General features: G+C 61.5%; 23 protein-coding genes and 1 pseudogene. 14 read left to right on the plus strand and 10 right to left on the minus strand.

Going from position 1 to position 25,454, the window contains the following annotated elements; all coding sequences use genetic code 11:
• Positions 1-19: 19 nt before the first annotated feature.
• The gene (locus tag KUF55_RS16180) at positions 20-2,557 is read right to left on the minus strand and encodes an excinuclease ABC subunit UvrA (RefSeq protein WP_218817284.1); all 2,538 of its coding nucleotides are present in this window, start codon (positions 2,555-2,557) and stop codon (positions 20-22) included.
• Between the two features lie 140 nt (positions 2,558-2,697).
• Between KUF55_RS16180 and KUF55_RS16185 the strand changes: the two genes are divergently transcribed.
• The 7 genes and pseudogenes from KUF55_RS16185 to KUF55_RS16215 all read left to right on the plus strand — a co-directional run bounded on the left by KUF55_RS16185 (position 2,698) and on the right by KUF55_RS16215 (position 8,839).
• Positions 2,698-3,189: a DUF6328 family protein gene (locus KUF55_RS16185; protein ID WP_132360012.1), complete on the plus strand. Its 492-nt coding sequence runs from the start codon at positions 2,698-2,700 to the stop codon at positions 3,187-3,189.
• Between the two features lie 161 nt (positions 3,190-3,350).
• On the plus strand, positions 3,351-3,911 hold the full coding sequence (locus tag KUF55_RS16190; protein ID WP_218817285.1) for a Dps family protein: 561 nt from the start codon (positions 3,351-3,353) through the stop codon (positions 3,909-3,911).
• Between the two features lie 157 nt (positions 3,912-4,068).
• Positions 4,069-4,704, plus strand: a complete 636-nt coding sequence (locus KUF55_RS16195) for a GNAT family N-acetyltransferase (protein WP_218817286.1) — start codon at positions 4,069-4,071, stop codon at positions 4,702-4,704.
• A 219-nt stretch (positions 4,705-4,923) separates the two neighbouring features.
• Entirely contained in the window at positions 4,924-6,510 is a 1,587-nt protein-coding gene (locus tag KUF55_RS16200) for a Na+/H+ antiporter (RefSeq protein ID WP_218817287.1), read from the plus strand.
• A 146-nt stretch (positions 6,511-6,656) separates the two neighbouring features.
• Positions 6,657-6,890 (plus strand): annotated as a pseudogene (locus KUF55_RS16205) (MFS transporter); the annotation flags it as partial.
• 178 nt (positions 6,891-7,068) lie between these two features.
• The gene (locus KUF55_RS16210) at positions 7,069-7,911 is read left to right on the plus strand and encodes an alpha/beta fold hydrolase (protein ID WP_218817288.1); all 843 of its coding nucleotides are present in this window, start codon (positions 7,069-7,071) and stop codon (positions 7,909-7,911) included.
• Between the two features lie 109 nt (positions 7,912-8,020).
• A complete protein-coding gene (locus tag KUF55_RS16215) occupies positions 8,021-8,839 on the plus strand; it encodes a helix-turn-helix domain-containing protein (RefSeq protein WP_218817289.1) in 819 nt (272 codons plus the stop codon).
• Between the two features lie 9 nt (positions 8,840-8,848).
• Here KUF55_RS16215 and KUF55_RS16220 read toward each other — a convergent pair whose 3' ends face one another.
• The gene (locus KUF55_RS16220; protein WP_218817290.1) at positions 8,849-9,382 is read right to left on the minus strand and encodes a glyoxalase/bleomycin resistance/extradiol dioxygenase family protein; all 534 of its coding nucleotides are present in this window, start codon (positions 9,380-9,382) and stop codon (positions 8,849-8,851) included.
• 230 nt (positions 9,383-9,612) lie between these two features.
• On the opposite strand from KUF55_RS16220, the gene KUF55_RS16225 reads away from it, so the two are divergent.
• From KUF55_RS16225 to KUF55_RS16235, 3 genes are all read left to right on the plus strand, one after another.
• Positions 9,613-10,842: a CynX/NimT family MFS transporter gene (locus KUF55_RS16225; RefSeq protein ID WP_218817291.1), complete on the plus strand. Its 1,230-nt coding sequence runs from the start codon at positions 9,613-9,615 to the stop codon at positions 10,840-10,842.
• A 531-nt stretch (positions 10,843-11,373) separates the two neighbouring features.
• A complete protein-coding gene (locus tag KUF55_RS16230) occupies positions 11,374-11,610 on the plus strand; it encodes a hypothetical protein (RefSeq protein ID WP_218817292.1) in 237 nt (78 codons plus the stop codon).
• Between the two features lie 154 nt (positions 11,611-11,764).
• Entirely contained in the window at positions 11,765-12,763 is a 999-nt protein-coding gene (locus KUF55_RS16235) for a VOC family protein (protein WP_218817293.1), read from the plus strand.
• A gap of 171 nt (positions 12,764-12,934) precedes the next feature.
• On the opposite strand, the gene KUF55_RS16240 is transcribed toward KUF55_RS16235, so the two are convergent.
• A complete protein-coding gene (locus KUF55_RS16240; RefSeq protein WP_218817294.1) occupies positions 12,935-13,261 on the minus strand; it encodes a hypothetical protein in 327 nt (108 codons plus the stop codon).
• A gap of 133 nt (positions 13,262-13,394) precedes the next feature.
• Here KUF55_RS16240 and KUF55_RS16245 point away from each other — a divergent pair, with 133 nt between their 5' ends.
• The 4 genes from KUF55_RS16245 to KUF55_RS16260 all read left to right on the plus strand — a co-directional run bounded on the left by KUF55_RS16245 (position 13,395) and on the right by KUF55_RS16260 (position 17,690).
• Positions 13,395-14,279, plus strand: coding sequence for a VOC family protein (locus KUF55_RS16245; RefSeq protein ID WP_218817295.1), 885 nt, complete (start codon positions 13,395-13,397; stop codon positions 14,277-14,279).
• Between the two features lie 73 nt (positions 14,280-14,352).
• Positions 14,353-15,204: a fumarylacetoacetate hydrolase family protein gene (locus tag KUF55_RS16250; protein ID WP_218817296.1), complete on the plus strand. Its 852-nt coding sequence runs from the start codon at positions 14,353-14,355 to the stop codon at positions 15,202-15,204.
• Positions 15,205-15,232: 28 nt separating this feature from the next.
• Positions 15,233-16,852, plus strand: a complete 1,620-nt coding sequence (locus tag KUF55_RS16255) for an FAD-dependent oxidoreductase (RefSeq protein ID WP_218817297.1) — start codon at positions 15,233-15,235, stop codon at positions 16,850-16,852.
• Between the two features lie 160 nt (positions 16,853-17,012).
• Entirely contained in the window at positions 17,013-17,690 is a 678-nt protein-coding gene (locus KUF55_RS16260) for a GntR family transcriptional regulator (protein WP_218817298.1), read from the plus strand.
• Positions 17,691-17,826: 136 nt separating this feature from the next.
• Here KUF55_RS16260 and KUF55_RS16265 read toward each other — a convergent pair whose 3' ends face one another.
• From KUF55_RS16265 to KUF55_RS16295, 7 genes are all read right to left on the minus strand, one after another.
• Positions 17,827-19,269, minus strand: coding sequence for an HNH endonuclease (locus KUF55_RS16265; RefSeq protein WP_218817299.1), 1,443 nt, complete (start codon positions 19,267-19,269; stop codon positions 17,827-17,829).
• 194 nt (positions 19,270-19,463) lie between these two features.
• On the minus strand, positions 19,464-19,847 hold the full coding sequence (gene rbsD, locus KUF55_RS16270) for a D-ribose pyranase (protein WP_132360042.1): 384 nt from the start codon (positions 19,845-19,847) through the stop codon (positions 19,464-19,466).
• Positions 19,848-19,885: 38 nt separating this feature from the next.
• Positions 19,886-20,797, minus strand: coding sequence for a ribokinase (locus KUF55_RS16275; RefSeq protein ID WP_218817300.1), 912 nt, complete (start codon positions 20,795-20,797; stop codon positions 19,886-19,888).
• Between the two features lie 81 nt (positions 20,798-20,878).
• Positions 20,879-21,814, minus strand: a complete 936-nt coding sequence (locus KUF55_RS16280; RefSeq protein ID WP_218817301.1) for a substrate-binding domain-containing protein — start codon at positions 21,812-21,814, stop codon at positions 20,879-20,881.
• Between the two features lie 59 nt (positions 21,815-21,873).
• Positions 21,874-22,839, minus strand: coding sequence for an ABC transporter permease (locus tag KUF55_RS16285; RefSeq protein WP_132360048.1), 966 nt, complete (start codon positions 22,837-22,839; stop codon positions 21,874-21,876).
• Positions 22,839-24,353: a sugar ABC transporter ATP-binding protein gene (locus KUF55_RS16290; protein WP_218817302.1), complete on the minus strand. Its 1,515-nt coding sequence runs from the start codon at positions 24,351-24,353 to the stop codon at positions 22,839-22,841. Before KUF55_RS16290 ends, KUF55_RS16285 begins: the two co-directional genes overlap by 1 nt.
• The gene (locus KUF55_RS16295) at positions 24,350-25,405 is read right to left on the minus strand and encodes a LacI family DNA-binding transcriptional regulator (protein ID WP_218817303.1); all 1,056 of its coding nucleotides are present in this window, start codon (positions 25,403-25,405) and stop codon (positions 24,350-24,352) included. Before KUF55_RS16295 ends, KUF55_RS16290 begins: the two co-directional genes overlap by 4 nt.
• Between the last annotated feature and the right edge of the window lie 49 nt (positions 25,406-25,454).

The following is a 25,454-nucleotide window of genomic DNA, read 5'->3' on the forward strand; positions in this document are numbered from 1 at the left end:
ATCTCCCCGCGCTCGCCGGTTACTCCGGGGTGGATCCCGCCAACCCTAGGCGCCGGGCGAGGTAGGGTGCGGTCTTGGATGTCGGGTTCAGCGCCAATTCCCGAGGTGTCCCGGTGGCGATGATCTTTCCGCCCTGATCTCCCCCGGCGGGGCCCAGATCGATGACCCAGTCGGCGGTCGCCACCACATCCATATGGTGCTCAACGACCACCACGGTGTTGGACTCCTGGACCAGGCGGTGCAGTTGTTCTAGCAGTAGGGCCACATCCGCCGGGTGCAGGCCGGTGGTGGGCTCATCGAGCAGGTAGAGCGTGTGCCCGCGCCGAGCGCGCTGCAGCTCGGTGGCCAACTTGATCCGCTGGGCCTCACCGCCGGAAAGCTCCGGTGCCGGCTGCCCCAGGGACAGATAGCCCAGGCCCACATCGCGCAGCGTCTGCAACGAACGTGCGGCGGCGGGGATCTCGGCCAAGAACGCCGCGGCGTCATCAACGCTCAGCTCCAGCACCTCGGCGATGTTTTTGCCCGCGTAGCTGACCTCGAGGGTCTCGGGGTTGTAGCGCGAGCCGTGGCACTGCGGGCAGGGGCCATAACTTCCGGGCAGGAAGAGTAGTTCCACCTCCAAGTACCCCTCACCCAGGCAGGTCTCGCAGCGCCCGCCGGCGACATTAAAGGAGAACCGTCCGGCACCGTAACCGCGCTCGCGGGCCAGCGGAGTCTGCGCAAAGGCCTTGCGCACGGCGTCAAAGAGGCCGGTATAGGTGGCAAGATTCGAGCGCGGGGTGCGCCCGATGGGCTTTTGGTCCATGGCCACGATCCGATCGATCCGCTGCGCCCCACGGACCTCACCAAGGGTTGCCCGCGCCATTTCGGTGTCCGGATCCGTGCCATCGGCTTCGATGGGCTCACTGCTGGTGGCTGACCCGCCGGCGCTCAACTGGTCCCTGAGGCCCACTGCCAGTGCCTGGCTGACCAGGGAGGACTTCCCGGATCCGGAGACTCCGGTGACGGCGGTGAGCACCCCCAGGGGGAACCGCGCATCCAGGCCCACTAGGTTGTGCAGTCTGATGCCGTCCAGCTCCAGCCACTGTTCGGTGACCCGGGGTGTTCGCAATACCTCGGAGCCATGACGGGGCTCCAGGAACCGCCGGGTCACCGACTCGTTGACGTCCGCGAGCCCAGCCACCGGTCCGCTGTAGAGCACCTTGCCGCCTCCCGCACCGGCCCCGGGACCCACATCGATGATCCAGTCTGCGCGGGCGACCACGTCCATATTGTGTTCCACCACAAAGACCGAGTTGCCACCTGCTTTTAATGCCTCAAGCACCTCAAGCAGTGGTTGGGCGTCGGCCGGGTGCAGGCCGGCGGAGGGTTCGTCAAGCACGTAGATCACCCCGAAGAGACCCGAACGGAGCTGGGTGGCGATGCGCAGGCGCTGCATTTCGCCCGGAGACAGGGTGGGAGTACCCCGGTCAAGGCTCAGGTAGCCCAGGCCGAGGCCGGTGAGCACCGTGATGCGCTCCAATAAATCGGTGGCGATCGAGGCTGCCACCTCACCGCTCATGCCCCCGGACTCCTTGTTCCGGGCCTCGGCCAGCGGGCGCAGCAGCACGGCCAGGGCGTCGAGGGCGGTCGCGTTGAACTCGGCAATGTTGAGCCCCGCACAGGTGACGGCCAGTGCGTCGGGGCGAAAACCTGTCCCGGCACATTCCGGGCAGGGCCCGGTGTGCATGAACTGCAGTGCCTTGGCCCGCATCGATGCGGACTTGGACTCGGCCACGGTGTGCAGGACGTAGCGCCGGGCGCTCCAGAAGCGACCCTTGTAGGGTTTTGCTACCCTGTCGCGTTCGGGCGTCACCTCAACCACCGGCTGTTCCTCGGTGAACAGCAGCCAATCGCGTTCCTTCTGGGGTAATTCCCGGAAAGGCACATCCACGTCATGACCCAGCTGTGAGGTGATGTCGCGCAGGTTCTTGCCCTGCCAGGCTCCCGGCCATGCGGCGATCGCCCCCTCCCGGATGCTCAAGCTCGCATCCGGGACCAGGGAATCCTCGGTGACGGCATGGGAAATGCCCAGACCGTGGCATTGGGGGCAGGCACCGATGGCGGTGTTTGGCGAGAAGGAATCCGAATCCAACCGCGGTGCACCCTGGGGGTAATCACCGGCGCGCGAAAAGAGCATCCGCACCGAGTTCGATAGCGTGGTCAGCGTGCCCACGGTGGAGCGGGAGCTGGCGGTGCCACGGCGCTGCTGAAGGGCAACGGCCGGCGGTAGTCCGGAGATGAACTCGACCTTCGGCGTATGGCCCTGGGCGATCAGCCGGCGGGCATAGGGCGCCACGGATTCCAGGAATCTGCGCTGCGCCTCGGCAAAAATGGTGCCGAAGGCCAGCGAGGATTTCCCCGAACCGGAGACCCCGGTGAATGCCACGATGGCATCACGCGGGATGCGCACCTCCACGTCTTGAAGGTTGTTCTCATTCGCGCCGCGCACATGGACAAATCCGTCATGAGTGCCGGGAATCGGTGGGTATTCGGTGTCCTGCGCATAGCTGTTCACCTTCCCCACCCTAGGCCCTGCGCTCGCATCAATTCCACCCGAGTGACCGATTCGGCCCCGTCTTACGGCCTGTTGACGCGGCCCAAAACGGTCTATCGCCTTATCTTTTTAACACACCAACCCCGGCACGAGGAGCAGTCATGGCCAAGCACAACAGCACCACTCAGAAGACCGAGGACAACGACGAGGAGCTGCACCGTAAATGGAACGAGTTGCTCCAAGAAATGCGCGTGATGCAAACCGGTGCGCAGATCCTCGCGGCTTTTCTGGTGGTCTTGCCCTTTCAATCCCGTTTCGACACCCTCGAGGTTCCCGATGAACGGTTCTATCTGGCGCTGCTGGTCGCCTCGGCGCTGGTGATTCTGCTGCTCATCACACCGGTGGCGGTGCACCGGCACTTCTTCGGGCAGCAGCTCAAGGCCACCACCGTCCACCTCGGTCACAACATTTCCCGGGTGGTTGTGGTGGGAGTGGGAGTATTGGTGGCCGGATGCGTCTGGTTTGTCCTCCAGGTGCTGCACGGCTGGCAAACGGGCCTGATCTTCGGCGGCATCCTCATGGCCGCGGCCCTCTTCCTGCTGCTGATCCTGCCGCGGATCGTCACTCCTCGTTCAACACTTCCGGAACAATAAACTGCGCTGCGTGAAATTGAGCGGCATCACCGCCGCGATGTTTTCTCTTCGCGAAATCCCCGGGCGTTTCGCCCTCGGTGCGTGATACGTTGCTGGCACAGCTTCATTACATGAGTATCCACGGACGATTGCATCAGCAGTCGAAGATCGAGGAGGCAGAAATGGCAGCAAAAACATCAAACACAGCAGGATTCACCGTTCCGGGACTGAGCCTGACCAACGGCCACAAGGTCGCGAGCGCTCTGCAGATGCGGATCCACGCATTCAACGACCTGCAGCTCACGCTCAAGCACGCACACTGGAATGTGGTGGGACGTGACTTCATTGGCGTCCACGAAATGCTTGATCCGCAGATCGATCTGGTCCGCGCCATGATCGACGCACTGGCCGAACGCATGGCCACCATGGGTGTGGCCCCCAATGGTTTGCCCGGCGCCCTGGTTGCGGCACGAGCGTGGGACGACTACGAGATTGGCCGGGCCAGCACCAGCGAGCACCTCGCCGCGCTCGATCTGGTCTACACCGGGATTATCGAGTCAATGCGCAAGACCATCGAGGAGGTCGGAAAGCTGGACCCGATCACCGAGGACATCCTCATTGGTCAGACCGGTCAGCTGGAGCAATTCCAGTGGTTCATGCGTTCGCATCTGGAAAACAATGAGGGCGAATTGGTTAACAAGGACACCAGCACCGAAAAGAGCGCGGCCAAAAAGGCCAAGTAGTACCGGCCATATCAGCTGCGGCGGGGCACGGAAGAGCACACTCTTCCGTGCCCCTTCTCTATGCTCTTGACCACCCCGCGCCGCGGTGGCAGTCTCAACACCGGAAGGACCCACGGCTCAACGGCACGCACCCGGACCCCGGCAGGAGAAGCCCCGCATGCAACCGAACCCAGCAACCACCACGGCCGCCGCATTGCGCATCGTTCCGGCCAATCGGGCCAGCAGCGAGGACCTGGGGCTGATCTTCGGCACCCGGGGCGAGCCCGGGCACTGTCAATGCCAGTGGTTCCAGAATCCAGGCAAGAGCTTTGCCGCCCTCACCGATGAGGAGCGGACCGAGCGCTTGCGCGTTGCGACCGCGTGCGGAAATCCGCGGGCCGCGGCCACCAGCGGGCTGGTCGGGTATCTCGCCGATGAACCGGTGGGCTGGTGCGCGATCGAGCCCCGCACCGCCTACCCTCGTTTGCGCACCTCACGGGTCCCATGGAGCGGGCGCGCGGAAGATCCGGACGATGAGGGTGTGTGGGCCTTGGTCTGTTTTGTCACGCGCACCGGCTACCGGCGCCGGGGCATCAGCCGGGCCATGGTCCCCGCCGCGGTGGACTTTGCCCGTGAACGCGGGGCCAGCGCCGTGGAGGGCTATCCGATACTTTTGCCCGAGGGTAAGGCCGCGATGTGGGGAGAGATGTATGTGGGCAGCCGGTCCATCTTTGCCGACGCGGGATTCAGCGAGGTCAGCCATCCCACACCGCGCCGGCTGGTCATGCGCATCGACTTTCGGGCCCAGACCTGAAAACACTCCACGCTCGGGACGCGGATGGCTAGCGAGCCCCGGGCCGTTGGCACCTCGCAGCGTCATAAACAGGTACTGCGGGTACCGGTATAAGCAGAGCCTTCCGCTGCGTGCCACCGGCGTGTTCCTATGGAAATGACCACGTGATGGTTGGGGGCCGATGAAGTTCTCCGAATTTGATTCGGGGCTTCACTCCCCCTCCACATGAAAGGCCTCACCATGTTCGGATTAGAGATCGTTGTGATTCTGGGTGTCACCATTTTTGTTGGCACAGGTCTTGCCCATTCTCTGCGGGTGGCCCCACCGGTAATACGGCTGATTGGCGGCGTATTGCTGGGATTTGTGCCGGTGTTGCGTGAGGTCTCTCTGCCCCCGGAAGTGGTGCTTTTCCTCTTCCTGCCGGCCCTGTTGTTTTGGGAATCCCTGACCACCTCACTGCGTGAAATTCGTGCGAACTTTCGTGGCATCGTAATGACCAGCACGCTACTGGTGGTGGCCACCGCCGGCGTGGTGGCGGTGATCGCCCACGCCCTAGGTATGCCATGGGGTCCGGCCTGGGTCCTGGGTGCGGCGCTGGCTCCCACCGATGCGACGGCCGTCGGTGCACTGACCCGCAGCCTGCCGCGGCGCAACGTGACCCTACTGCGTGCCGAGTCCTTGATTAACGACGGCACGGCTCTGGTGATCTATGGCATCGCTGTCACCTTCACCCTCGGGGAAGAGGCGATCACCACGGCACACATCTCCTGGCTGGTGCTGCTGGCCTACGGCGGCGGAATCCTCATCGGTTCCGCGCTGGCGTGGTTGGTCCTAAAGACGCGCTCCCGTCTGGATCATCCGGTGCAGGAAACCGTGCTGAGCATCCTGACCCCGTTCCTGGGCTACCTCCTAGCGGAAATGATCGAGGCCTCGGGAGTGCTCGCAGTGGTGACCGCCGGACTGATCATGAGTCAGGCGGCACCGCGTCGAGCCCGCGCCGGAACACGACGACAGTCAGACGGTTTCTGGTCACTGGCCACCTACCTGTTGAACGCCTCGCTTTTTGTGTTGGTGGGCCTGGAACTGCAGGCCGCCATACGAGCTCTGGAAGCTCCGTTGGTTATTCGTGGGTTGCTGCTGATCGCGTTGGTTTCCGTCGCATTGATCGTGGTGCGCATCGTCTTCCTCTTTACCAGCACCCAATTGATCCGCCTGCTCGATCGACGCCCGGCTCAACGCCTGCGGCGGATGAGCTACCGGGCCCGAATCGTCAGCGGACTCTGTGGATTTCGCGGCGCCGTATCCCTGGCCGCGGCACTCGGTGTCCCGCTGCTGCTCTCCTCCGGGGAGCCCTTCCCCGAGCGCGACATGTTGGTCTTCGTCACGGCCGGCGTCATCGTGGTGACCATCGTGGTGCAGGGCATCCTGCTGCCGCTGGTGCTGCGCTGGGCTGCCCTGGCCCGGGACACCGCGATCGAGCAGGAGAAGCTGCTGGCCCAGCGAACCGCGGCCGAAGAAGTGCTGATGGACATTGATCGCCTTGCCGCGCAGTTGAACACCGAAGCGCCAGTCACCGAACGGCTTCGCCAGGAATACGCAACCCACCTGCGAGTTCTAGACGCGGGAGCGGGTCTTGTCGAGGCCGAGGAAGAGTTGCGCCACCACCAGCAATACACGGCACTGCGTTTGGCCGTCCTCGAAAACAAGCGGGCCACCATGGTGCGGCTGCGCAACGAGGAACACATCGACGACACGGTGCTGCGCCAACTCCAGAGCACCATGGATGCCGAGGAACTCCGATTGGCACCGGAAGACCTCACCGAATAAAACCACCGTGGTCCGGGTCGTGTGTCGGCGACGTTCGACCATGTCCGGCAGTGCCTATTACTGTCCACGCATCCCCGCCGCGAAGGCACCAACCTCATCTGCGACGCTCCAGAAGGTGTAGCCGAATTCGCGGTGCCAGTAGCCGATGGGCGAGTTTGGAGATGTTCTCCTCCTAGGTCCGCTTCTCCGGCCTGGCCATCGGCACGCAGCTCGGATTCCTGATGGCGGGCTTCGCCCCGTCCATCGTTGCGGCCCTGGGCGGGTTGGAGCCCGGCGGCTGGGTGGTCATCAGCCTGTTCACCGCCGCGATCGCCCTGATCGCCACGGCCTCCGCGCTGACCGCCAAGGAAACCTACCAGGTGCCCACGCACCTTTTGGGCCGCACCGCCCACAAGGTCGAAAACGCACCCGGGGCCCGCGCTTTTTGTGCTGCACCAATGTTGCACCCCTATGCTTCACCTTCGTTCATGTTCCACCAACGGTCAGGTCCGTTGCCTAGGCTAAAGAACATCGGGTGAGCACAACGATTCTCACCCCTGACCGAAGGGGCAACGCACCATGGGCTACATCACCGTTGGAACCGAGAACTCCACGTCGATCGATCTTTACTACGAAGACCAAGGAGACGGCCAACCCGTCGTCCTGATTCATGGATACCCGCTCGATGGCCACAGCTGGGAACGCCAAACTCGGGCTCTGCTCGAGGCCGGTTACCGAGTCATCACCTACGACCGCCGAGGATTCGGAGCCTCCAGCAAGGTGGGCACCGGGTATGACTACAACACCTTTGCCGCCGACCTGAACACGGTGCTCGAGACCCTGGACCTGAACGATGTCGTCCTCGTGGGTTTCTCCATGGGCACCGGTGAACTGGCCCGTTACGTTTCCACCTTCGGACATCAGCGCGTCGCCAAGCTAGCCTTCCTAGCCTCACTCGAACCATTCTTGGTCGCACGCGACGATAACCCCGCCGGCGTCCCCCAAGAGGTCTTCGACGACATCATCACCCAAGCCACGAATGATCGATTCGCCTGGTTCACCAACTTCTTTGGCAACTTTTACAACCTCAGCGACACCCTCGGTGAGCGCATTAGCCAGGAGGCGGTCACCGCCAGCTGGAACACTGCCACCTCGAGCGCGCCGATCGCCGCCTACGCGGTGGTTTCGGCCTGGATTGAGGACTTCCGAGGCGATGTTGAAGCGGTTCGGGCCAGCGGTAAGCCGGCGCTGATCCTGCATGGGACCGCAGATAACATCCTGCCCATCGATGCCACCGCCCGGCGCTTCCACCAGGCGTTCCCCGAGGCTGACTACATCGAGGTAGAGGGCGCGCCGCACGGCCTGCTGTGGACTCACGCCGAGGAAGTAAACGCGGCCCTGCTGGCCTTCATAACCACGTAGCCGCACCAGCAATCGTCCCGGGGTTCTCACCCCGAATCCCGGGACGATTCGCCCGCCCATGGCGTTCGGCCACCCCGGCCGGACCAGCAATAAGGTCATACTGTTTTCCATGGATACTCCACGCGGCCCACTGATGCCGACCGGCGAAGGAACATCGCACGTCGTTCGACGCGAGCCGTCGGTGACACTGCGTGATCTCGTGGCGCACTGTTGGCTGCCCACGTGGCAGATTCCGGCTGGGGCCAGTCACGAACAGCGGATCCTCACCTTTCCCGGCTGCAACCTTGGGATCGAAGACGGTGTCGGGACGCTCTATGGGCCGGTCACGCAATTGTCACTCAAGCGGCTCACTGGTTCGGGACGCGCTTTTGGAGTGCTCTTCAGACCCGGTACCGCGTTCCTGCTCAGCCCGGTGCCTATCGCGGAGTTGGTGGACGGTTCGGTCCCCGCTCTCGACTGTGGGCTGGGAGATGCCGAATCCATCCACGCTGCCCTGTATGCGGGGGCTACCGCGGAGCAAGGACAACTGAGGGCGGTCCAGATCTTTGAGCACTGGCTCTCCCTTCGTCTCCCCGACGGGGCGGATGACGAAGGGCTGCTGCTGAACCGAATTTGTGCGGATATCGAGTCCACTCCCGGGATCCAACGCGTTGCGCAGCTCTGTGAACGGTGGCAAATCGGCGAGCGCAGTTTGCAGCGGATGGTGCGAACCCGCATGGGCATCACCCCAAAATGGCTGTTGCAGCGCCATCGTCTCCAGGAAGCGGCGGTGCTAATGGGCCAGGGCGTGGGTCCGAATCTGGCGCGTCTGGCCCACGCGCTCGGCTATGCGGATCAGGCGCATTTCACGCGGGATTTCACCGGCGTCACCGGGATGAGCCCCGGCGAATATGTCCGCCAGGTTCAGGGTGGACCCACCAGCAACTGACATTTGGGTCTATGCGGTTTCGCCCGCGCTGAAGCTCGCCAGCCAAGCGGTGACCCGAGACTCGGACTCCTCCCGGGAAAGATCCTCCACCCGTGTCATGACGTTCCAGCGCCGCCCAAAGGCATCGGCGAAGGTCGCAAAGCGGTCCCCGGAGACAAAGTTGGCCGGTTGCTCCACCGCGGTGGCCCCATGTTCCAGCGCCAGGGAAAAGACCGCATCTACGTCGTGAACGTAGACCGCAATGGAATTGTTGGTGTGTTGCGCATCGGCCGCAACTAACCCGTAGGACGCTTGAGGGTCCGATAGCTGCAGAATGCCATTGCCAAAATCGAGTTCGACATGCGCGACGGTTCCGCTGCCATCCTCCCGTGGGGCGCCGGGCATCACCGAGAGCACTTTGGCACCGAATACTGCTCGATAGAACTCGATCGCTTCCTGGGCAGGGTCAACGACAATGAACGGCGTCAGTGCGGTGTAGCCATGTGGCACACCTTGGTTCGTGTGTTCTCCGGTCGCGCCCTGGGTTTTTGGTTCCGTAGACATGTTAAGCATCCTTCATCGGTGTGGATCGTTGATTGCTTTTCCATTGAATACTTCTCGCATGGCCGTGGTCTTGAAGGAACCCGACAGCCGCTCGAACAATCTCCCACCGTGCCGTGATTCATGGCAGCGGGCCTACTCTTCTCCCCCTCACTTCGACATATCTTCGTGTTCGCGAGCCTGACATGGAAGAATCCGATCATCTGCCCAACGAAGGACCGACTGACTTGACCATGATCCAGCCAAAACTCAGAAGCACTACCGGCGGCGACGGGGTATGGATTGTTCTCGTGATTTCGGGCATCACCGCGGCCCTGCATATCTGGAAGCTGCCTGCCGCACTCCCACTGATCCAAGAGAACCTTGGATTGTCGTTGGTGTCCGCGGGTGTGCTGCTGGGCATTGTTCAGGTGGCGGGAATGGTCGGCGGACTGGCAGTCTCGATGCTGGCCGAAGTCATCGGTGAGCGTCGCGCCCTGCTCCTGGGTCTTGCCCTGCTCAGCCTCGGGTCGGCGTTGGGTGCCCTCTCGACGGGAGCGAACACCCTCCTGGCTTCGCGAGCCATCGAGGGCATCGGATTTATTGTGGCCACGGTCGTGAGCCCCGGCCTGATTCGGCGCCATACGCCGTTTCGCCGGGTGAATCTGGCGGTGGGTTGTTGGAGCGCCTATCAGGGAACCGCTACCTTCGTGGGATTGATCGCCAGCGCCTATTTCTTGCAGATCGGCACCTGGCAGATGTGGTGGTGGATCATGGCGGCTGTCACCCTGGTACCCATGCCGTTGATCTTGACTTTGGTTCCCAAGGATTTAGCTGCAGCACCGGGCGGGAGCCGATCCGCTGCACGGCGGATCTCCATCACCGCCCGATCCTCCAAGGTGTGGATCGCCGGCGTGGTCTTTGGCTCCTACACCATTCAATGGATGGCCGTGGTGGGATTCTTGCCCACGATCTATGCCGAACGTGGTCTCACCGGCGCACACGCCGGTGTGCTTTCGGCGGTGGTCGGAGGGCTCAATGGGGTCGGTGCGATCCTCACCGGCATGCTGTTGCAGCGCGGCGCCCCCGCCCGCACCTTGCTTTACACCTCCTTTGGACTGATGGCGCTCTTCAGTACGCTGACCTTCGCCGTGGAATGGACCTCTGTTCCCGGCGGGTTGGGGTGGCAGCTGGCCTGTGTTGGGCTCTTCTCGCTGATGGGGGCGGCAATCCCTGCCACGATGACACGCATGGCCGTGGATTTAGCCCCGGAGGGTGGCTCGGCTCCGGCTGCCATGGGTTTGATGCAACAGATCTTCAACATCGGAAACTTCACCGGCCCGATGATCGTCGCTTGGCTGGCCACGACCACCGGCGGATGGTCAGCCACCTGGTGGATGACCTGCACTTTCGCTGCGTTGGGCATCGTCATGGCAACGGTCCTGCTGCGTCGGCAAAACTCCGTGAGCTTTTCGCACCGGTAGCCACTGCGATCCCGGGCAGCTTGCTGCCCTGCCCACCAACACATGAAACTTCATGGTTGCGCATATGATCTGCACAGCTATGGCACTTAGAGTCGTTATTACCTCTTGAAGGTGCGAGTGATGAGTGCACCGGCCGGATCAAAAATCTTTCCCATGATTTTGAACCGACCGGTGCTCACTCTTTTAATGACTGTTCTTTCCTGGGCGACAGCACCGCTCTGGATCTCATCCATGAATCGCCGTAGCCACCACGGAAGCCGTCTTACCGTAGGTTTATTGACCAGCTATGAAACGTCGAATTATTGCGGAGTTGCGTGAACTGCCCCACCCGCAAAACCTGGAGCCACCGACGATCCGAGGTCTCAACAGGCTTCTCACGGAACGCCATGGTTGAGCACATCAAATCCATAGGCTCTGACCCTAGAGTAGTTATTACCTCATGAAGGTGCGAGTGATGCGAGCACCGGCTGGAAAACAGATTCCTCCCCCGAATCTTCCGGCCGGTGCTCAAACATTTAAGATCCACTTTCCATGCAAAGTTATTCCTGCGAGGTGCGCGGCGGCACGCTCTCCTCGGTCTACCTCGTCAGCTATGTGGCATTTGGCGGACCCACCCTGGTGGCGGGGCTATTGATTCCAACGATTGGTCTGCAGAATGTGGTCTACGGGTACGCGGCGTTTGTCGTAGTTCTTTCGGTTATCGCGCTCGCTCTCCTGCTACGGTCACGCGCCAAACGCATCAAGTCATCTACGGCAGTGGCCCAATAACCCGCGGGCCATAGCCGCACTCGGTCCGCAACGCCCTTCCCGACGCACTATGGCGGACCCCTCAGTCAGCGAACCACCCTCATGAGAAACAGATCAGATAGAATTTAGTTGAAGAATCAAGTTTACTGATCCCAACCACGACGGGAATCCCACCATGGTCAAAGTCTTAGCGCGCAGCCCCCACCGAACTCGGCGCACACCGTGGGCGTTCACTGCGATGCTCGCCGCCTTCGCCTTTATCCTCGTGGCCTGCGGAGCAAATCCCGCCACTACGGCCGCTGGCAGTGACCCTGCAACCAGCGCCCTGGGTCCGGGATTAAGCATGGGCCCCGTCGAATTGGTGACATCGGATCTCGACGGACTCCAGCGCTTTTACACCGAAGGTGTTGGCCTCAGTATCATCAGCAGCGACGAAGACGATGCCATCCTGGGCATCGAGGACACCGAGCTCCTTCACCTGATTGCCGCCGACTCCCCTGACGCCACCCCAGATGACTACACCCAGGCCGGCCTTTACCATTCGGCGTTCCTGTTTGACCAAGAGGAAGAACTGGCAGCCGCCGTGCTGCGCACCGCGACCTTGACACCTGCCTCATTCCAGGGATCCAGCGACCACAAGGTGAGCAAGGCCTTCTATTTTGCCGACCCAGACGGGAACGGTGTTGAACTCTACGTTGATACCCCCGAGAGCACTTGGGAATGGAACGAAGGTCTTGTCACGATGGGATCGGCCGCCCTGGACCCGAACGCCTTCATCACCGAGCACCTGGGCAACCGCGCCCCGGCCACCCAGGCTTCGGGCGTATCGATGGGACATGTCCACCTGCGCGGTGGCGAATTAACCGAGGCAGAGCAGTTCTACGAAGACGGGCTGGGATTCGCGGTGAGCGCCCGCTCGCAGGGAGCGATCTTTCTGGCGGCCAATGGCTACCACCACCATCTTGCCGTCAACACCTGGTCTTCTTCCGGAGCTGGCCAACGACCCGAGACCCTCGGGCTTCAAACTGTCACCGTTTTAGTATCAAGCGCGACCGAGTTGGAGTCGCTCGCCGCGCGGCTATCCGCCATCAACGTTCCATTCACGAGTGGCACCGGGACCCTAACAACAAGCGACCCATGGGGCACTCAAATCAGGGTGCGCGTCACGGCCTAACCCGTCGCTAAGGGCCAAATTCCACACCTCACATGGAACGCGATGGCCAGACACATCAAATCCATAGGCACCGCCCGTAGTGTCGCTATTACCTCATGTAGGTGCGAGTGATGCGAGCACCGGCTGGAATCAAGATTCTTCCCCCGAATCTTCTAGCCGGTGCTCAAACATTTAACCCGCACGCTTCGATTCCCGGGGGACCTGCGCAGAAAGACCTAGGACACCGAGGGTGCCTAACGAGGCACATCCCCAGTGCGGACCCTCGTTGATCCCCAGAAGGAGCGCACCGAGCCCCAGGCCCAGAAGTGTCGCCCCCTTTGAATCAAAGGGAGTCTTGGGTGCACGCTCATCGGGTCCGGAGGGGATGACAGCGATGATGCCGGTGAGCGGGTAGCCGAGGCCAATCCCGGTAGCGACGGTGACCGAGCGGCTGGAGATGGAGCCCTGAACTTGATGTTCGGCCACGTAGCGACGCGCGAGCGAGATCGTCAGCGCCATGCTGCCGTAGGTCAGGCCTCGGAGCGCCCGCCCGATGGAAAAGCTCCAGCGTAGGCTGGATCACAAAAAGTATGGATAATCATATTTTGTCGTGATAATGTATTTTCAAGTATTCATCGCGAGAGGATGGGCCATGGCCTGGGGTTTGATTAGAGAGATGGGCCATGTGTCCATCCAGACCAATGACGTCGAAGGTTCGATCTTCGACGCCACACAGCTTCTAGGGCTGCGAGTCACCGAACGTACGGCGAACGAGGTCTATCTGGCAGCCAACTCGGTGCACCACGAACTGGTATACGTCGAGTCAGAGATCAACGGCATTCAGTCCATCGGACTGATCGCGCAGAACGGCGACGCACTGCGGGAAATCCGCCGCCGCGTCGAAAGTGAGAACTTCAAGATCGTTTCACACACCGCCGTCAGCGCAGGCGTGCAAGACGGTTTCAGCTTTATCGGTCCGGAAGGATGGATCTTCGAGATCTACACCGGCATGCAGAAGAGCGACCCGGGGCTGCAGGGCTTTGGCCCAGACCGTTACGGGCATATCAACTTCCACCCACGCGATCCGCGTTCCATGATGGAATTCCTGCGCCGAATCTTCGACTTCCGACTCTCGGATGTCATCGGCGACGACTACGCCTACTTCATGCGGTGCAACCCCGATCACCACGGCATCGCGCTCATCGCAGGTGGCGGCACCTTCCACCACCACGCCTGGCAGGTCCAGTCCATTGCCGATCTGGCCAAGTTGGGCGACCGTCTGGGTCGCGCGGGCCGCGAATTGATTTGGGGTCCGGTCCGTCACGGGGCCGGCCACAACATCGCCGCCTACTACGTGGAAACCTCCGGTGCGGTGGTTGAGCTCTACACCGACCTCGAGCAGATCTACGACGACGAGCGCGAACCGGTGATCTGGGCGGAGGACGAGAACTGGTGGAACATGTGGTCCAACCGTCGCACCGATGATTTCCGTACCTTCGGCATCCGCTCGGTCACCGAACTCAAGACGTTCCACTAAAACCCGCGGGGAACTTGATTCCCCTGAACAGCAGTTCCCCCACCATCACAGATTCGAAAGGCCCTACCTCATCATGCAGTATGCATCCTTCCTTGCTCCCAATGGCTCCGAGACCTGGGGCGTTGTCATCGACGAAGTCGCCCACGATCTAGGTCCGACCGGCTTGAACCTCGCAGCCACCATCCGTGAGTCCATCGAAAAGGGCATCTTCGGCACCGACCTTGATCTCACCGGTGCGCCGACCCATCCCGAAGCCGAACTCACCTTCCTCCCGTCGTTGCACAACCCGGGCAAGATCATCTGCATCGGTGTGAACTACCGAGCGCACCAGGAAGAATCGGGCAAGACCGGGCAGACCGCCCCCACGGTTTTCACCCGCTTCGCCGATTCCCAGATGGGCCACTTGGCCGATGCCGTGAAGCCGGCTTCCACCACCAAATTCGACTATGAGGGCGAAATGGCTCTGGTCATCGGCAAGGAAGCTTGGCACGTCACCGAGGAAGATTCCTGGGACTACATCGCCGGCTATGCCGCCTACAACGATTTCTCCGTGCGCGACTGGCAGAAGGCCGCCAGCCAGTGGATTCCGGGTAAGAACTTCCCCTCCACCGGTGGATTCGGCCCCTACTTGGTTCCCGCAGCAGATCTGGGCGACGTCAACGAACTCACCCTCGAAACCCGAGTTAACGGCGAGACCCGCCAGAAGGCCTCGGTCTCGGATTTGGTCTTCACCATCCCGCAGCTCATGGCCTATGTCACCGGCTTCACCAAGTTGAACCCGGGAGACGTCATTGTCACCGGCACTCCCGGCGGTGTCGGTCTCTTCTGGGGCGAAGGTGGCCTGTTGAATGCGGGCGATGTTGTTGAGGTTGAGATCACCGGTCTGGGCATCCTGCGCAATACTGTCGCAAACGAAATCAACTAAGGACCCTCCGGGGCAAGGGAGCAAGAGCATGGCGGAGCACATTGATGCCGATGTATTGGTCATCGGGGCCGGTCCGACCGGTCTGAGCACGGCGAACCTGCTCGCTGACCAAGGATTGCGCGTTGCGTTGATCGAGAAGCACTGGGGATCCGGCGATGAGCCGCGCGCCATCAGTGCCACCGATGAAACGCTGCGCGTGATGCACCAGATCGGAATCCTTGACGCTCTTGCTCCCGAAATGCTCATGGGTACCGGGGCTCGATACTACGGACGCGGCGGTAAAATCATCGCCGAGGTCCGGCCGGGCAATCCCCGATTGGGGCATCCCGGAAAGTCCCAGTTCGACCAGCCGGTCATGGAGGGATTGCTCTTCGAGGCCGCGACCCAACGCGACAACATTGAGCTGCACTTTAATACCGAGGCGACCTCAATCGTCCAGCACAAAACGGGCGTCGTCGTCAACGCGGTGCGTCGCGGGGATCGTAGTCGAGGTGTTTCTGGCGTCGTTGCCGGCAACACCAAGAGCGACCACGCTCCGGCCTCTGATGCCCAACAAACCGAGCTGATCATCAACGCAGCCTGGGTCATCGCGTGTGATGGGGGGCGTAGCTTCACCCGGCGCGAATTGGGCATTGGGCTCAGCGGATCGACCCAGGTGGAAAAGTGGATCGTGGTGGATTTGCTCGATGTCCCAGGTACCCCCGAACCGTTTGCGTCCTTCCATTGCAACGGCACCCGCCCCACCGTGGTGGTGCCGGGTGTTAAGGGACGGCGCCGCTACGAATTTATGCTTTTTGAGGGTGAAGATGAGCAGGAGATGATCTCCTCCACGTCGATCACCAAGCTCGTGGCTCCGTACCAAGATATTTCCACCGTCACCGTGCGCCGAGCGACCGTTTACACCGCCCACCAGCGCATCGCCGAAAAGTATCGTGTGGGTCGGGTATTACTCGCCGGCGATGCAGCACACCTCATGCCACCCTTTGCCGGTCAAGGTTTGAATGCGGGTATCCGTGATGCCGCCGCCGCCGCATGGCGCGTTGGCGCACACATCGCCGGCGAGGGAACCGACGCCCTGATTGACGACTATGCCGCCGAGCGTCGGCCCCATGCCGAAGACATGGTCAAGCTGTCCAAGCGCATCGGATGGGTCGTGATGAATACCAACCCGGTGATCACGCGCGTCCGGGATGCCCTTGTTATAGCAACGCGGGCTCTACCGCCGCTAAACGCCTGGCTCACCCAGATGCGATTCCTCAAACAACCCCACTACACCACCGGAACCGTGGCCCCGACTCCCTCCGCAGTTCCCGCCGCCGCTGCCAATCTGGTAGGCCGTTCACTGCCACAACCAGTGATACAAACCGAAACCGGCGTCAGGGCTTTGGACGAACTGCTTAGTAAGGACTGGACGCTACTGGAAGTCACCAGTGGCAATCGTTTGGTGTTTGAGGATCTTGAAGGCAAGCGCACCACAACAACCGATATCGAGGGGGTATTCGCAGCCGCGGTGGGCATGGTCCTGCTGGTTCGTCCCGACCGTTACGTTGGCGGCATCGCGCCTATCGCGGAGCGAACAGCCATGCTGGCATCGCTGGGTGCCAAGGTCCCTCGGCTCACCGGGGCACCAGTTCGCAGCGAACAGTAAACCCAGCCGTCGGACAGTCTCTTACTCAAAGCCATGCGGCCCAGCACCTGGGGGCAATGCAGCGCAGGCTTTGAAGATTCGTACTATTCTCGTTTATTGAGAGTGGTTGCGGATAATATTTTCGGGCGCAAACCACCACATCGAATACGAGGTTGGAATCGTGGCAAAAGCATCAACCCTCTCGATTGAGGGCATCCGCAAGACCATTCTGCGAGGCGAGTGGTCCCCCGGCGAACGCCTGCAGCCAACGACTTTGGCCATCCAGTTCGAGACCAGCACCACCGTGATCCGTGAGTCACTGACTCGTTTGGCGGGCGAAGGCTTGGTGATGATTCGGCCCAATCGCGGTTTCTTCGTCACGGAGCTCGACCTGCGCGAGCTGGCCGATATTACCGAATTGCGTTGCGTCACCGAGGCTTTGGCTGCCCGCTTGTCGATAGAACGCGGGACTCTAGCCTGGGAAGCAGACCTCATTGCTGCCCATCACACGCTGGCGCAGACCGCCCGACGCCGACCCGAGGACCCGGACCACGTTAATGATGAGTGGTCCAAAGCGCACCGCGAATTCCACCTCAAGCTCCTTGAAGCGTGCGATTGCGCCCCAATGGTCAGGCTGTCGTCGAACTTGGCAGATTCGACCGAGCTGTACCGTCGCTGGGCGGCGCCCTCCAGTGCAGCCAGCGGTCGCAACGTTGAACGTGAGCACGAGCTTTTGCTGGAAGCCGCGCTGAATCGAAATGCCGACGACCTGGCTCGGCTACTTCGTGAACATTATGAGGCGACGGTCAAAGTGGTCATCGAAGCCGGACTCGCCGACGCTGCCACCACAAGCGTCTAGCTTTCCTCATATCTCCCCATGCAAATGGTTGTTGCCCGGTCCCATCAGCACATTCGGAACCGAGCAACAATCATTTGATGATCCCAGCAGTCCAGTCTCTGCACAGATGGCGCAAGGATATCGGGTGGGCTGTGGCTTATGCTTTGTCGTGGTCTTTCGCCACGGGATTCGCTGCTCGATCAGCGTTCAGTCGCCACAAAAGCTGCTCCACCAACCCAGGCAACCGCGGCGCCACCGACTCATACATCTGCCCACTACTCGTCGTCACACGCAGCCCATGCCGCACACCCGGAACCGTTTCCTCAACCCACCCCGGAGACTCTTTCGTCGCGTTACAACTACGACATCGTCCATCGATATTCTCCACCGAACTCGGCCCACCCCGAGCCGCCTGCACCACATGATCAATCTCCCGAATCAAACCATTACACCCCGGGGTTCGACAATGCTGATCCCGTAACATCACAAACCACTTCAGTTTCCCGCTAATCACCCGCGCCTTAGAATCCATAGCCACCAAATCCCCCGCACCAGGTGCCGTATAGAGCCGAACCACCTCAATATCCTCCGGATTCTGCCACGTTCCCAGCAAAAGCTTCCGTGAGCGATCCGCACTGATATATCCAAACCCCGGAATCAATGCCGGCTCCCCCTCCCCCGTGAAGAACGTTCCCTCCGTCATCACCAAGTTCAACCGGACCCGCATATTCTCGTGATCCGTGAAACCCGTCATCGAGGTCAAGAAGTAGTCGGCAGCTATTTGCCCCCGAGTGCGTTCATCCCCGGCCGCTTGCCCGCGTCCTTCTTCCCGAGCCAAAACCTGCAGGATCGCCGCCCCATATTCCACCGGGACCAAACCATCGATACGCATCCGATACGCATCAAAACGATACACATGAAGATAACGACCCACCCGAGCCTTCTGCTCCGAATCTTCCTCCAGCTCCGGTTCTAACAGCAGCGCCCACTGATGAATCGACTCACGCAATAAGGCATCCCCACCGGCAAAACACAGTGGACAGTCGGTGAACAACAGCTCCTCAATGAGCAGCTGGTTTTCCTTCTTCAGATGCCGCACCCCACGGGCCACGATCTCGGCCTGATGGAAGGTAATCGTGTCATCACCCACCGCGGCCCGCGTGAGCGGTAAATCTCGGGAAATAACCCGCGAGAGATGCAAAAACTCCACCCCCGAGCAGCGCGGCTGCCGCAACACCAACGCCACCTCCGCCCCGATACCCCAGGAAGGATTCTTCTCCCGAACCCCCGCCGACTTGCGCGTAGCGACCACCGCGTCCTCATGAGCGCACGCAAGATCCGCTTGACGGGCACTGGCCGCAGACTTCAAATATTCGAAAGCCCCCAACGCCTCGACCCGGTCAAAGGCCGTCCCCTCCATTGGAGTCTCATTCACGACGGTGGCCAAGACCCGCAGAGCGGCAGCTCCGGCACTGGCAAGATACTCAGCCACCAGCGCACCGATCTCCACCCCGCGCTGTATCAACGCGGCATTGGAGAGCTCCTCACCGGGCACCGCACAGAGGGTGCCGGGAATCTGAGGTGATGACGTCGTTGCCATACCACTATTATAGAAAACCCCAACGACACTTTGGGCTTCCATCGAGCAATGCTAGGAAAAAGATTCGACCGCGTGATAACAAGCCAGTGCGGGGAAGTGTCCCCACGGCGGATCTAACCGTGAAAACAAAAGGCCATGTCCGCTTCGCACCTGATTCAACAGGAAGAAGCGGACATGGCCGACTCACGGTGCAGTTAGAAATCGACTCCACAGTGCAGGATCACGTTGGCATAGGGGGTTACTTCCCCGGTGCGCACCACAACCTTGGCTTTCGGCAGGTGGGCCTTGAGCTGTTCGTGAGAAATGAAGTTAGCGTTCAGTCCTTGCTCCACGCAGATCTCCTGAACTCCGGTACCGCGAGCTTCGCTGGCCAGCGTGCTGGACTCGATGACCAGGTTCCGGCTCAGGACCTCGAGGATGTCGCTGAAGCTGGGAGTACCGCGCACCAAGGCAAGATCAATCAGGATGGGTCCGGTAGGAATCGGCAGACCACAATCGGCGATGACCACGGTGTCGGTATGACCCAGGGTGGCCAAAGCGCTAAGCAGCGGAGCGTTAAGGATGTCAGTTTTGAGCACGGGAGGTCCTGGGCTTTCGGAATCTATGGGTCTAAGGTCTAGAGGTTTTCGAGCGAGCGCGGGTACGAAGCCTGAGCCCCATGCCCCTGCACGCTCAGTGCTGCAAAGTGAGAGGCGAATCCCGCGGCGTCGATCAGCGTTTCACCGATAGCCAGGCGCGCGGCCAAGGCGCCGGTGAAGGCGTCGCCGGCACCGGTGGTATCGACGGCGGTGACCTTGCTGGCCGCCACGGTGGTGATGGTGGCGGAATCTTCACCGCGCTGCGCCACCAGCGCGCCGTCGCCACCCATGGTGATGACCACCGATTCGAGCCCCTGATTGCACAAACGCTGCGCGATGACGGCTTCCGGTTCGGTGCTCAGTGCGGTGGTGCCCTCGAGCTGAGCCAGAATTAACGCCGCCTCATGCTCGTTGACCACCAGTGGGTTTGCCCGGCAGAGGTAGTCACGATCCAGTTCGATGACCGGGGCCAGATTCAAGACGATGGGCCCGGTGGCGGCATCGATGGCGGCGCGGATGCCCGAGGCTGGAATTTCTCCCTGCAACACCAATACCCCCGCTAGGGCCCCGGCTTCGCGAACCGCAACCTCATCCATGGCGGAGTTGGCGCCGGAAATCACCGCAATGCTGTTCTCCGCTTGCGCGTCAACACTGATGATGGCCACGCCGGTGGCGCCATCGATATGCTGCACGCGATCCAGAACAACGCCTGCCTCGGCGAGCTGACCTAAGGCAATCTCGGCATGCGAATCGTTGCCCACCGCCCCAATGAATTCGGCCCTCGCACCGGCAAGAGCGGCCGCGAGGGCCTGGTTGGCCCCCTTGCCGCCGGGGGTTAGCCGGTACGAATCGGCAAGGACCGTCTCACCCGGGGAAGGCAGTCGGCGCATCATGGCGGTGATGTCCACATTGGAAGATCCCACGATGGTTACCTGCGTCGTCGTTGCCATGTCTCTGTCCTTTGGGTGATGGTGCGTATTTTCAAGCGATGGTGCGGAGCCCCTGGCTATCAAGGACTCCGCACCGGGGTATTACTTGGTGAATTCGGCGACGTTCTTGGAGGACACGGTGTCCACTGCGACGGAAACCGTGGCCTCAACGTCCTTGCCGGCCAGCGACTTGGAGATGATCTGCACACTCTGGCGGCCCAACTCGGCGGGGTTCTGTGCGATGGTGGCCAACAGGGTGCCCTTGGTGACGGCGGTGAAGCCATCGGCGGTGCCATCAAAGCCAACCACCGAGACCGACTTACCGGCCTTGTCGCCCAGGGCCTGGATGGCGCCGAGTGCCATTTCGTCGTTCATGGCCAACACGCCAGCGACATCCGGGTTGCCCTGGAGCAGGTTGGTGGACACGTCAAGTGCCTTGGCGCGGTCGTAGTTGGCCGGCTGCGAGGAGATGACCTCGATGTCCGGGAAGGCAGCCAGACCCTTGGTGAAACCCTCGCCGCGTTCGTTGGTCGAGGATGCGCCGGGGACGCCCTCAAGAACGATGATCTTGCCCTTGCCGCCCAGCTTTTCTGCCAGCGCGGTGGCTGCCTGCTCGCCACCTGCAACATTGTCACTGGCAACAAACGAGGCAACCTTAACATCGCCCACGGAGCGGTCAACCGAGACAATCGGTAAGTCCGCACCGGTGACCGGCGCCAAGGCTGCGACGGCAGCGTCGGAATCGACGGCATTGATGATGACGCCCACCGAACCATCGGTGGCGGCGGTGGCCAGCTGGTTGGCCTGGGTGGCGGAGTCATTCTGTGCATCCACGATGGTCAGCTCGATGCCGGCCTTGGTGGCTTCTTCCTGGGCACCGTCACGTAGGTCAACGAAGAATGGGTTATTCAGGGTGGAGATGGCCATGGTGACCTTGCCACCGTCGGCCGAGGCCTCGCCACGGTTGCAGGCGGTGGCGGTCAACACGAGGGCCAGACCCACGGAAAGTGCTGCGGTTTTGCGAACGATGTTCTTCATCTGAGGTGTTCTCCTTTGAACGTGATGGGGGGTGAAGCGAGGTGGATGAAACGAAACTTTTAGTGCTTGACGTTCTTGCGGCGGAAGACATCAAAGCCCACGGCGATCGCGATGACCAGACCAATAACAACCTGCTGCCAGAAGGCCGATACCGAGAGCAGGTTCAGGCCGTTGCGGATGACGGCAAGAACCAGTGCGCCAATCAGCGTGCCGGAGATGCGTCCGACCCCGCCGGAGAGCGATGCCCCACCGATGACCACCGCGGCAATGGCGTCGAGCTCGTAGCCGGAGGCCAGGGTCGGCTGGGCCGAGTCCAGGCGGCCGGCCAGGATCATGCCCGAAAGGGCCGAGAAGATGCCGGAGATGACAAACACCGTGACCAGTACGCGCTTGACCGGGATACCGGAGAGACGGGCCGCCTCGGTATTGCCACCCACGGCGAAGGCGTTTTTGCCGATGACGGTGTAGTTCAGCACAAAGCCGGCAACAATCGCCGAGAGCACCAACACGATGATCGGCACCGGAATGACTCCCACATCGGAGCCGAGGAAGGAGACGGCATCGCCGGTGGGAATCGGGCGACCATCGGAGATGACCAGGGTCAGCCCGCGCACGATGGTCAGCATCGCCAGTGAGGCAATGAAGGTGGGCAGCTTGCCGTACGCACTCATCGCGCCGGTGACCCAACCGCAGGCGGCACCCACCAAAAGGCCGATCACGATGGCCAGTCCGCCGGGCAGTTCGGCCGTGGACACCCAATAGGAGGAGACCATGGCCGAGAGTGCCGCGACGGAACCCACCGACAGGTCGATGCCGGCCGCAACAATCACGAAGGTCAGACCAAAGGCCATCACGGCGATGGTGGAGACCTGGATGCCGACGTTCACGAGGTTCGCTGCGGTCAGGAAGCGCGGGGTGGCGATGAACAGGGCCAGGCAGAGAATCACCAGGCCCACCAGGGCGCCGTTGTTGGCAAGGAAGGCCTTGAAGTCAAAGCCCTTGGATTTGATGGCTACGCTGCTCATTAGTTGTTTCCTGATTCGTTTTCACGGTGCACATTGCTCACGGCCATGGCCATGATTTTGTCCTGGGTGGCTTCGGCGGTGAGAAGTTCGCCGGTGATGCGGCCCTGGCTCATGACCAGTACGCGATCTGACATGCCCAGCACTTCGGGCAATTCGCTGGAGGCCATCAGTACGCAGCCTCCGGAGGAGGTGATCTCATTGATCAGCTCGTAGATTTCTACCTTCGCGCCAACGTCCACGCCGCGGGTGGGTTCATCGAGCAGCAAGACCTTGGATCCGGCGGTGAACCAGCGCCCGAACACTGCCTTTTGCTGATTGCCTCCGGAGAGCGAACGAATGGGCTGATCAATCGAACCCATCCGGATGCGCAGGCGTGCGGCGATATCCTCGGCACGCTTGCGCTGGCCCTTGCGGTCCACCAGACCGAGCTTGGAGCTCGAGGCCATGGTGGCGTATCCGATGTTCTCTGCCACCGAGGCGTCGAGCACCAGACCCTGCGTCTTGCGGTCCTCGGGTACGTGCCCGATGCCGGCGCGAGTTGCCGCGGCCACGTCGTGGCCGGCCAGTGGGGCACCGGCAACGGTGACGGATCCCGAGGTATAGGCGTCGGCTCCGGCGATGGCACGGATCAGTTCGGTGCGTCCGGCACCCATCAGACCGGCCAGTGCCACCACCTCACCGGGGCGGACATCGAGGCTGATGTTGCTGAGCATGCCAACCGACAGATCCTTGACCGAGAGCAAGACAGTGTCCGCGACGTCGGTGCGCACGCGGGGGAATTGCTCGTCGATTTCGCGTCCCACCATCAAACGAACCAGTTCGTTCTCGTGGGTGTCGGCCGGAACCGTGGCGATGAACTGACCATCGCGCAACACGTTGACGAAGTCACCGATTTCGGCGATTTCATCGAGGTGGTGGCTGATGAAGACCATACCAACGCCCTTGGCCTTGAGCTGGTTGACCACCGAGAAGAGCTGGCTGATCTCGGAGTTGGTCAACGCCGCCGTCGGCTCATCGAGGATCAGCACACGTGCATCCAGGGACAGGGCCTTGGCGATTTCCACCAGCTGCTGCTGCGCCAGACCCAGCTCCCCCACCAGCGTGTCCACGTGGAGATCGAGATCCAAGCGGTCAAGGGCGGCACGCGCAATGGCACGCATTTCGCGGCGGTTGATGATGCCAAAGCGGCGCGGTACCCGGCCGAGGGTGATGTTCTCGGCAATGGTCATGGAGGGCACCAGGTTGAGTTCCTGGTGGATGGTGGCAATGCCCAGTGCCTCGGAGGACTTGGTGTCGGTGATACTTACTTCTTCACCGTCCAGCAGGATGCGGCCGGAATCCGGCGGGTGAACCCCGGCGATCATCTTGATCAGGGTGGACTTGCCGGCGCCGTTTTCGCCGAGCAATACCGAGACCTTTCCGGCGTGCACCTCGACGGTGACCTCGTTGATGACCTGGATGGCACCGAAGGACTTACAGACCTTCTCCAGGACCAGTAGGGGGTTCTTGCTCATGCGCGTGGCATTCCTTCCGAGTGGACATCTTTGTCCGGGGCGGGGCCCACCGAGGGCCGGGTGGTGAAGGTACTGAGGAGTTCAATTGGCGCAACCGACTCGTTCTTCATGACGGCGAGCAGTGCCTGGACCGCTGCGCGGCCCATCAATTCGAGGTCATGAGAGATGGTGGCAATGGGTGGATGATGCAGCAGCAGCGCGTCAACCTCGTCGAAGGCGACCACCGAGAAATCCGTCCCGATGTTCAATCCACCTTCGCGCCAGACGGAGAGTGCTCCGATGGCCATGGGAGCGTCGGCGATGATCACCGCGGTGGGGGCCAGCGGGTTCTCTAGGAACCAGCGAGCGCCCTGCGCACCGGAGGCGAAGCGGAAGTCACCGGCAAAGTGCAGCTCGGGCGCCGTCAAAAGACCGTTGGCGGCAATGGCCGCGTCGAAGGCCTGATGGCGTTCCATGGCGGTGGAGGCATGTTTGGGTCCGCCGATAAAGGCGATGCGCTCATGGCCGTGGGACTTTAGCGCGGCGATGGCTTCTTCAAGCGCTTCGCGGCTGCGTGCGATGACGCGTGGTACCTGGATATCGGTCAGCGTCCTGTCAACAAAGACCATCGGAATGCCGGAGTCCACCACCCGGCGCAGCATCTCGGTGGCGTTTCCGTCTTGCTCGCTTAGACCTTGGGGAACAACGATCATTCCGTCAACGCGGCGCGAGAGCACCGTGGCCAAGAATTCATCTTGCTGTTCGGTGGATTCATTCGCGTTGCCCATAAACGTCATCAGGCCGGCCGCGCGCGCATGTTGTTCAACGGCGTGGGCGAGATCCGAGAAGTAGGGGTTTCGCACGTCGGAGATCAGCAGTGCGATGGAGTCGGTCTTGGTGGAGCGCAAGGAACGAGCCTGCGCGTTGGGCAGGAAGTGAAGTTCCTTTGCCGCTGCCTCAACTCGGCTGCGTGCCGCTGGGGAGGTCGCCGGATTCCCGGAGAGCACGCGCGAAGCTGTCGCAGGCGATACCCCCGCGGCCAATGCGACGTCTTTGATGGTGACGGCATTCATAACGAATAAGCCCCTTTGCTTATCTATGAAATCGATTCCATGGAATCGA

It is taken from the genome of Paeniglutamicibacter sp. Y32M11, assembly GCF_019285735.1.
GTDB lineage: Bacteria > Actinomycetota > Actinomycetes > Actinomycetales > Micrococcaceae > Paeniglutamicibacter.

Bases quoted from the DNA above. Each gene is read 5' to 3' on its own strand.
- KUF55_RS16185 (WP_132360012.1), top strand. From the start codon at position 2,698: ATGGCCAAGCACAACAGCACCACTCAGAAGACCGAGGACAACGACGAG.
- KUF55_RS16190 (WP_218817285.1), top strand. From the start codon at position 3,351: ATGGCAGCAAAAACATCAAACACAGCAGGATTCACCGTTCCGGGACTG.
- KUF55_RS16195 (WP_218817286.1), top strand. From the start codon at position 4,069: ATGCAACCGAACCCAGCAACCACCACGGCCGCCGCATTGCGCATCGTT.
- KUF55_RS16200 (WP_218817287.1), top strand. From the start codon at position 4,924: ATGTTCGGATTAGAGATCGTTGTGATTCTGGGTGTCACCATTTTTGTT.
- KUF55_RS16210 (WP_218817288.1), top strand. From the start codon at position 7,069: ATGGGCTACATCACCGTTGGAACCGAGAACTCCACGTCGATCGATCTT.
- KUF55_RS16215 (WP_218817289.1), top strand. From the start codon at position 8,021: ATGGATACTCCACGCGGCCCACTGATGCCGACCGGCGAAGGAACATCG.
- KUF55_RS16220 (WP_218817290.1), bottom strand. From the start codon at position 9,382: ATGTCTACGGAACCAAAAACCCAGGGCGCGACCGGAGAACACACGAAC.
- KUF55_RS16225 (WP_218817291.1), top strand. From the start codon at position 9,613: ATGATCCAGCCAAAACTCAGAAGCACTACCGGCGGCGACGGGGTATGG.
- KUF55_RS16230 (WP_218817292.1), top strand. From the start codon at position 11,374: ATGCAAAGTTATTCCTGCGAGGTGCGCGGCGGCACGCTCTCCTCGGTC.
- KUF55_RS16235 (WP_218817293.1), top strand. From the start codon at position 11,765: ATGGTCAAAGTCTTAGCGCGCAGCCCCCACCGAACTCGGCGCACACCG.
- KUF55_RS16240 (WP_218817294.1), bottom strand. From the start codon at position 13,261: ATGGCGCTGACGATCTCGCTCGCGCGTCGCTACGTGGCCGAACATCAA.
- KUF55_RS16245 (WP_218817295.1), top strand. From the start codon at position 13,395: ATGGCCTGGGGTTTGATTAGAGAGATGGGCCATGTGTCCATCCAGACC.
- KUF55_RS16250 (WP_218817296.1), top strand. From the start codon at position 14,353: ATGCAGTATGCATCCTTCCTTGCTCCCAATGGCTCCGAGACCTGGGGC.
- KUF55_RS16255 (WP_218817297.1), top strand. From the start codon at position 15,233: ATGGCGGAGCACATTGATGCCGATGTATTGGTCATCGGGGCCGGTCCG.
- KUF55_RS16265 (WP_218817299.1), bottom strand. From the start codon at position 19,269: ATGGCAACGACGTCATCACCTCAGATTCCCGGCACCCTCTGTGCGGTG.
- KUF55_RS16275 (WP_218817300.1), bottom strand. From the start codon at position 20,797: ATGGCAACGACGACGCAGGTAACCATCGTGGGATCTTCCAATGTGGAC.
- KUF55_RS16280 (WP_218817301.1), bottom strand. From the start codon at position 21,814: ATGAAGAACATCGTTCGCAAAACCGCAGCACTTTCCGTGGGTCTGGCC.
- KUF55_RS16285 (WP_132360048.1), bottom strand. From the start codon at position 22,839: ATGAGCAGCGTAGCCATCAAATCCAAGGGCTTTGACTTCAAGGCCTTC.
- KUF55_RS16290 (WP_218817302.1), bottom strand. From the start codon at position 24,353: ATGAGCAAGAACCCCCTACTGGTCCTGGAGAAGGTCTGTAAGTCCTTC.
- KUF55_RS16295 (WP_218817303.1), bottom strand. From the start codon at position 25,405: ATGAATGCCGTCACCATCAAAGACGTCGCATTGGCCGCGGGGGTATCG.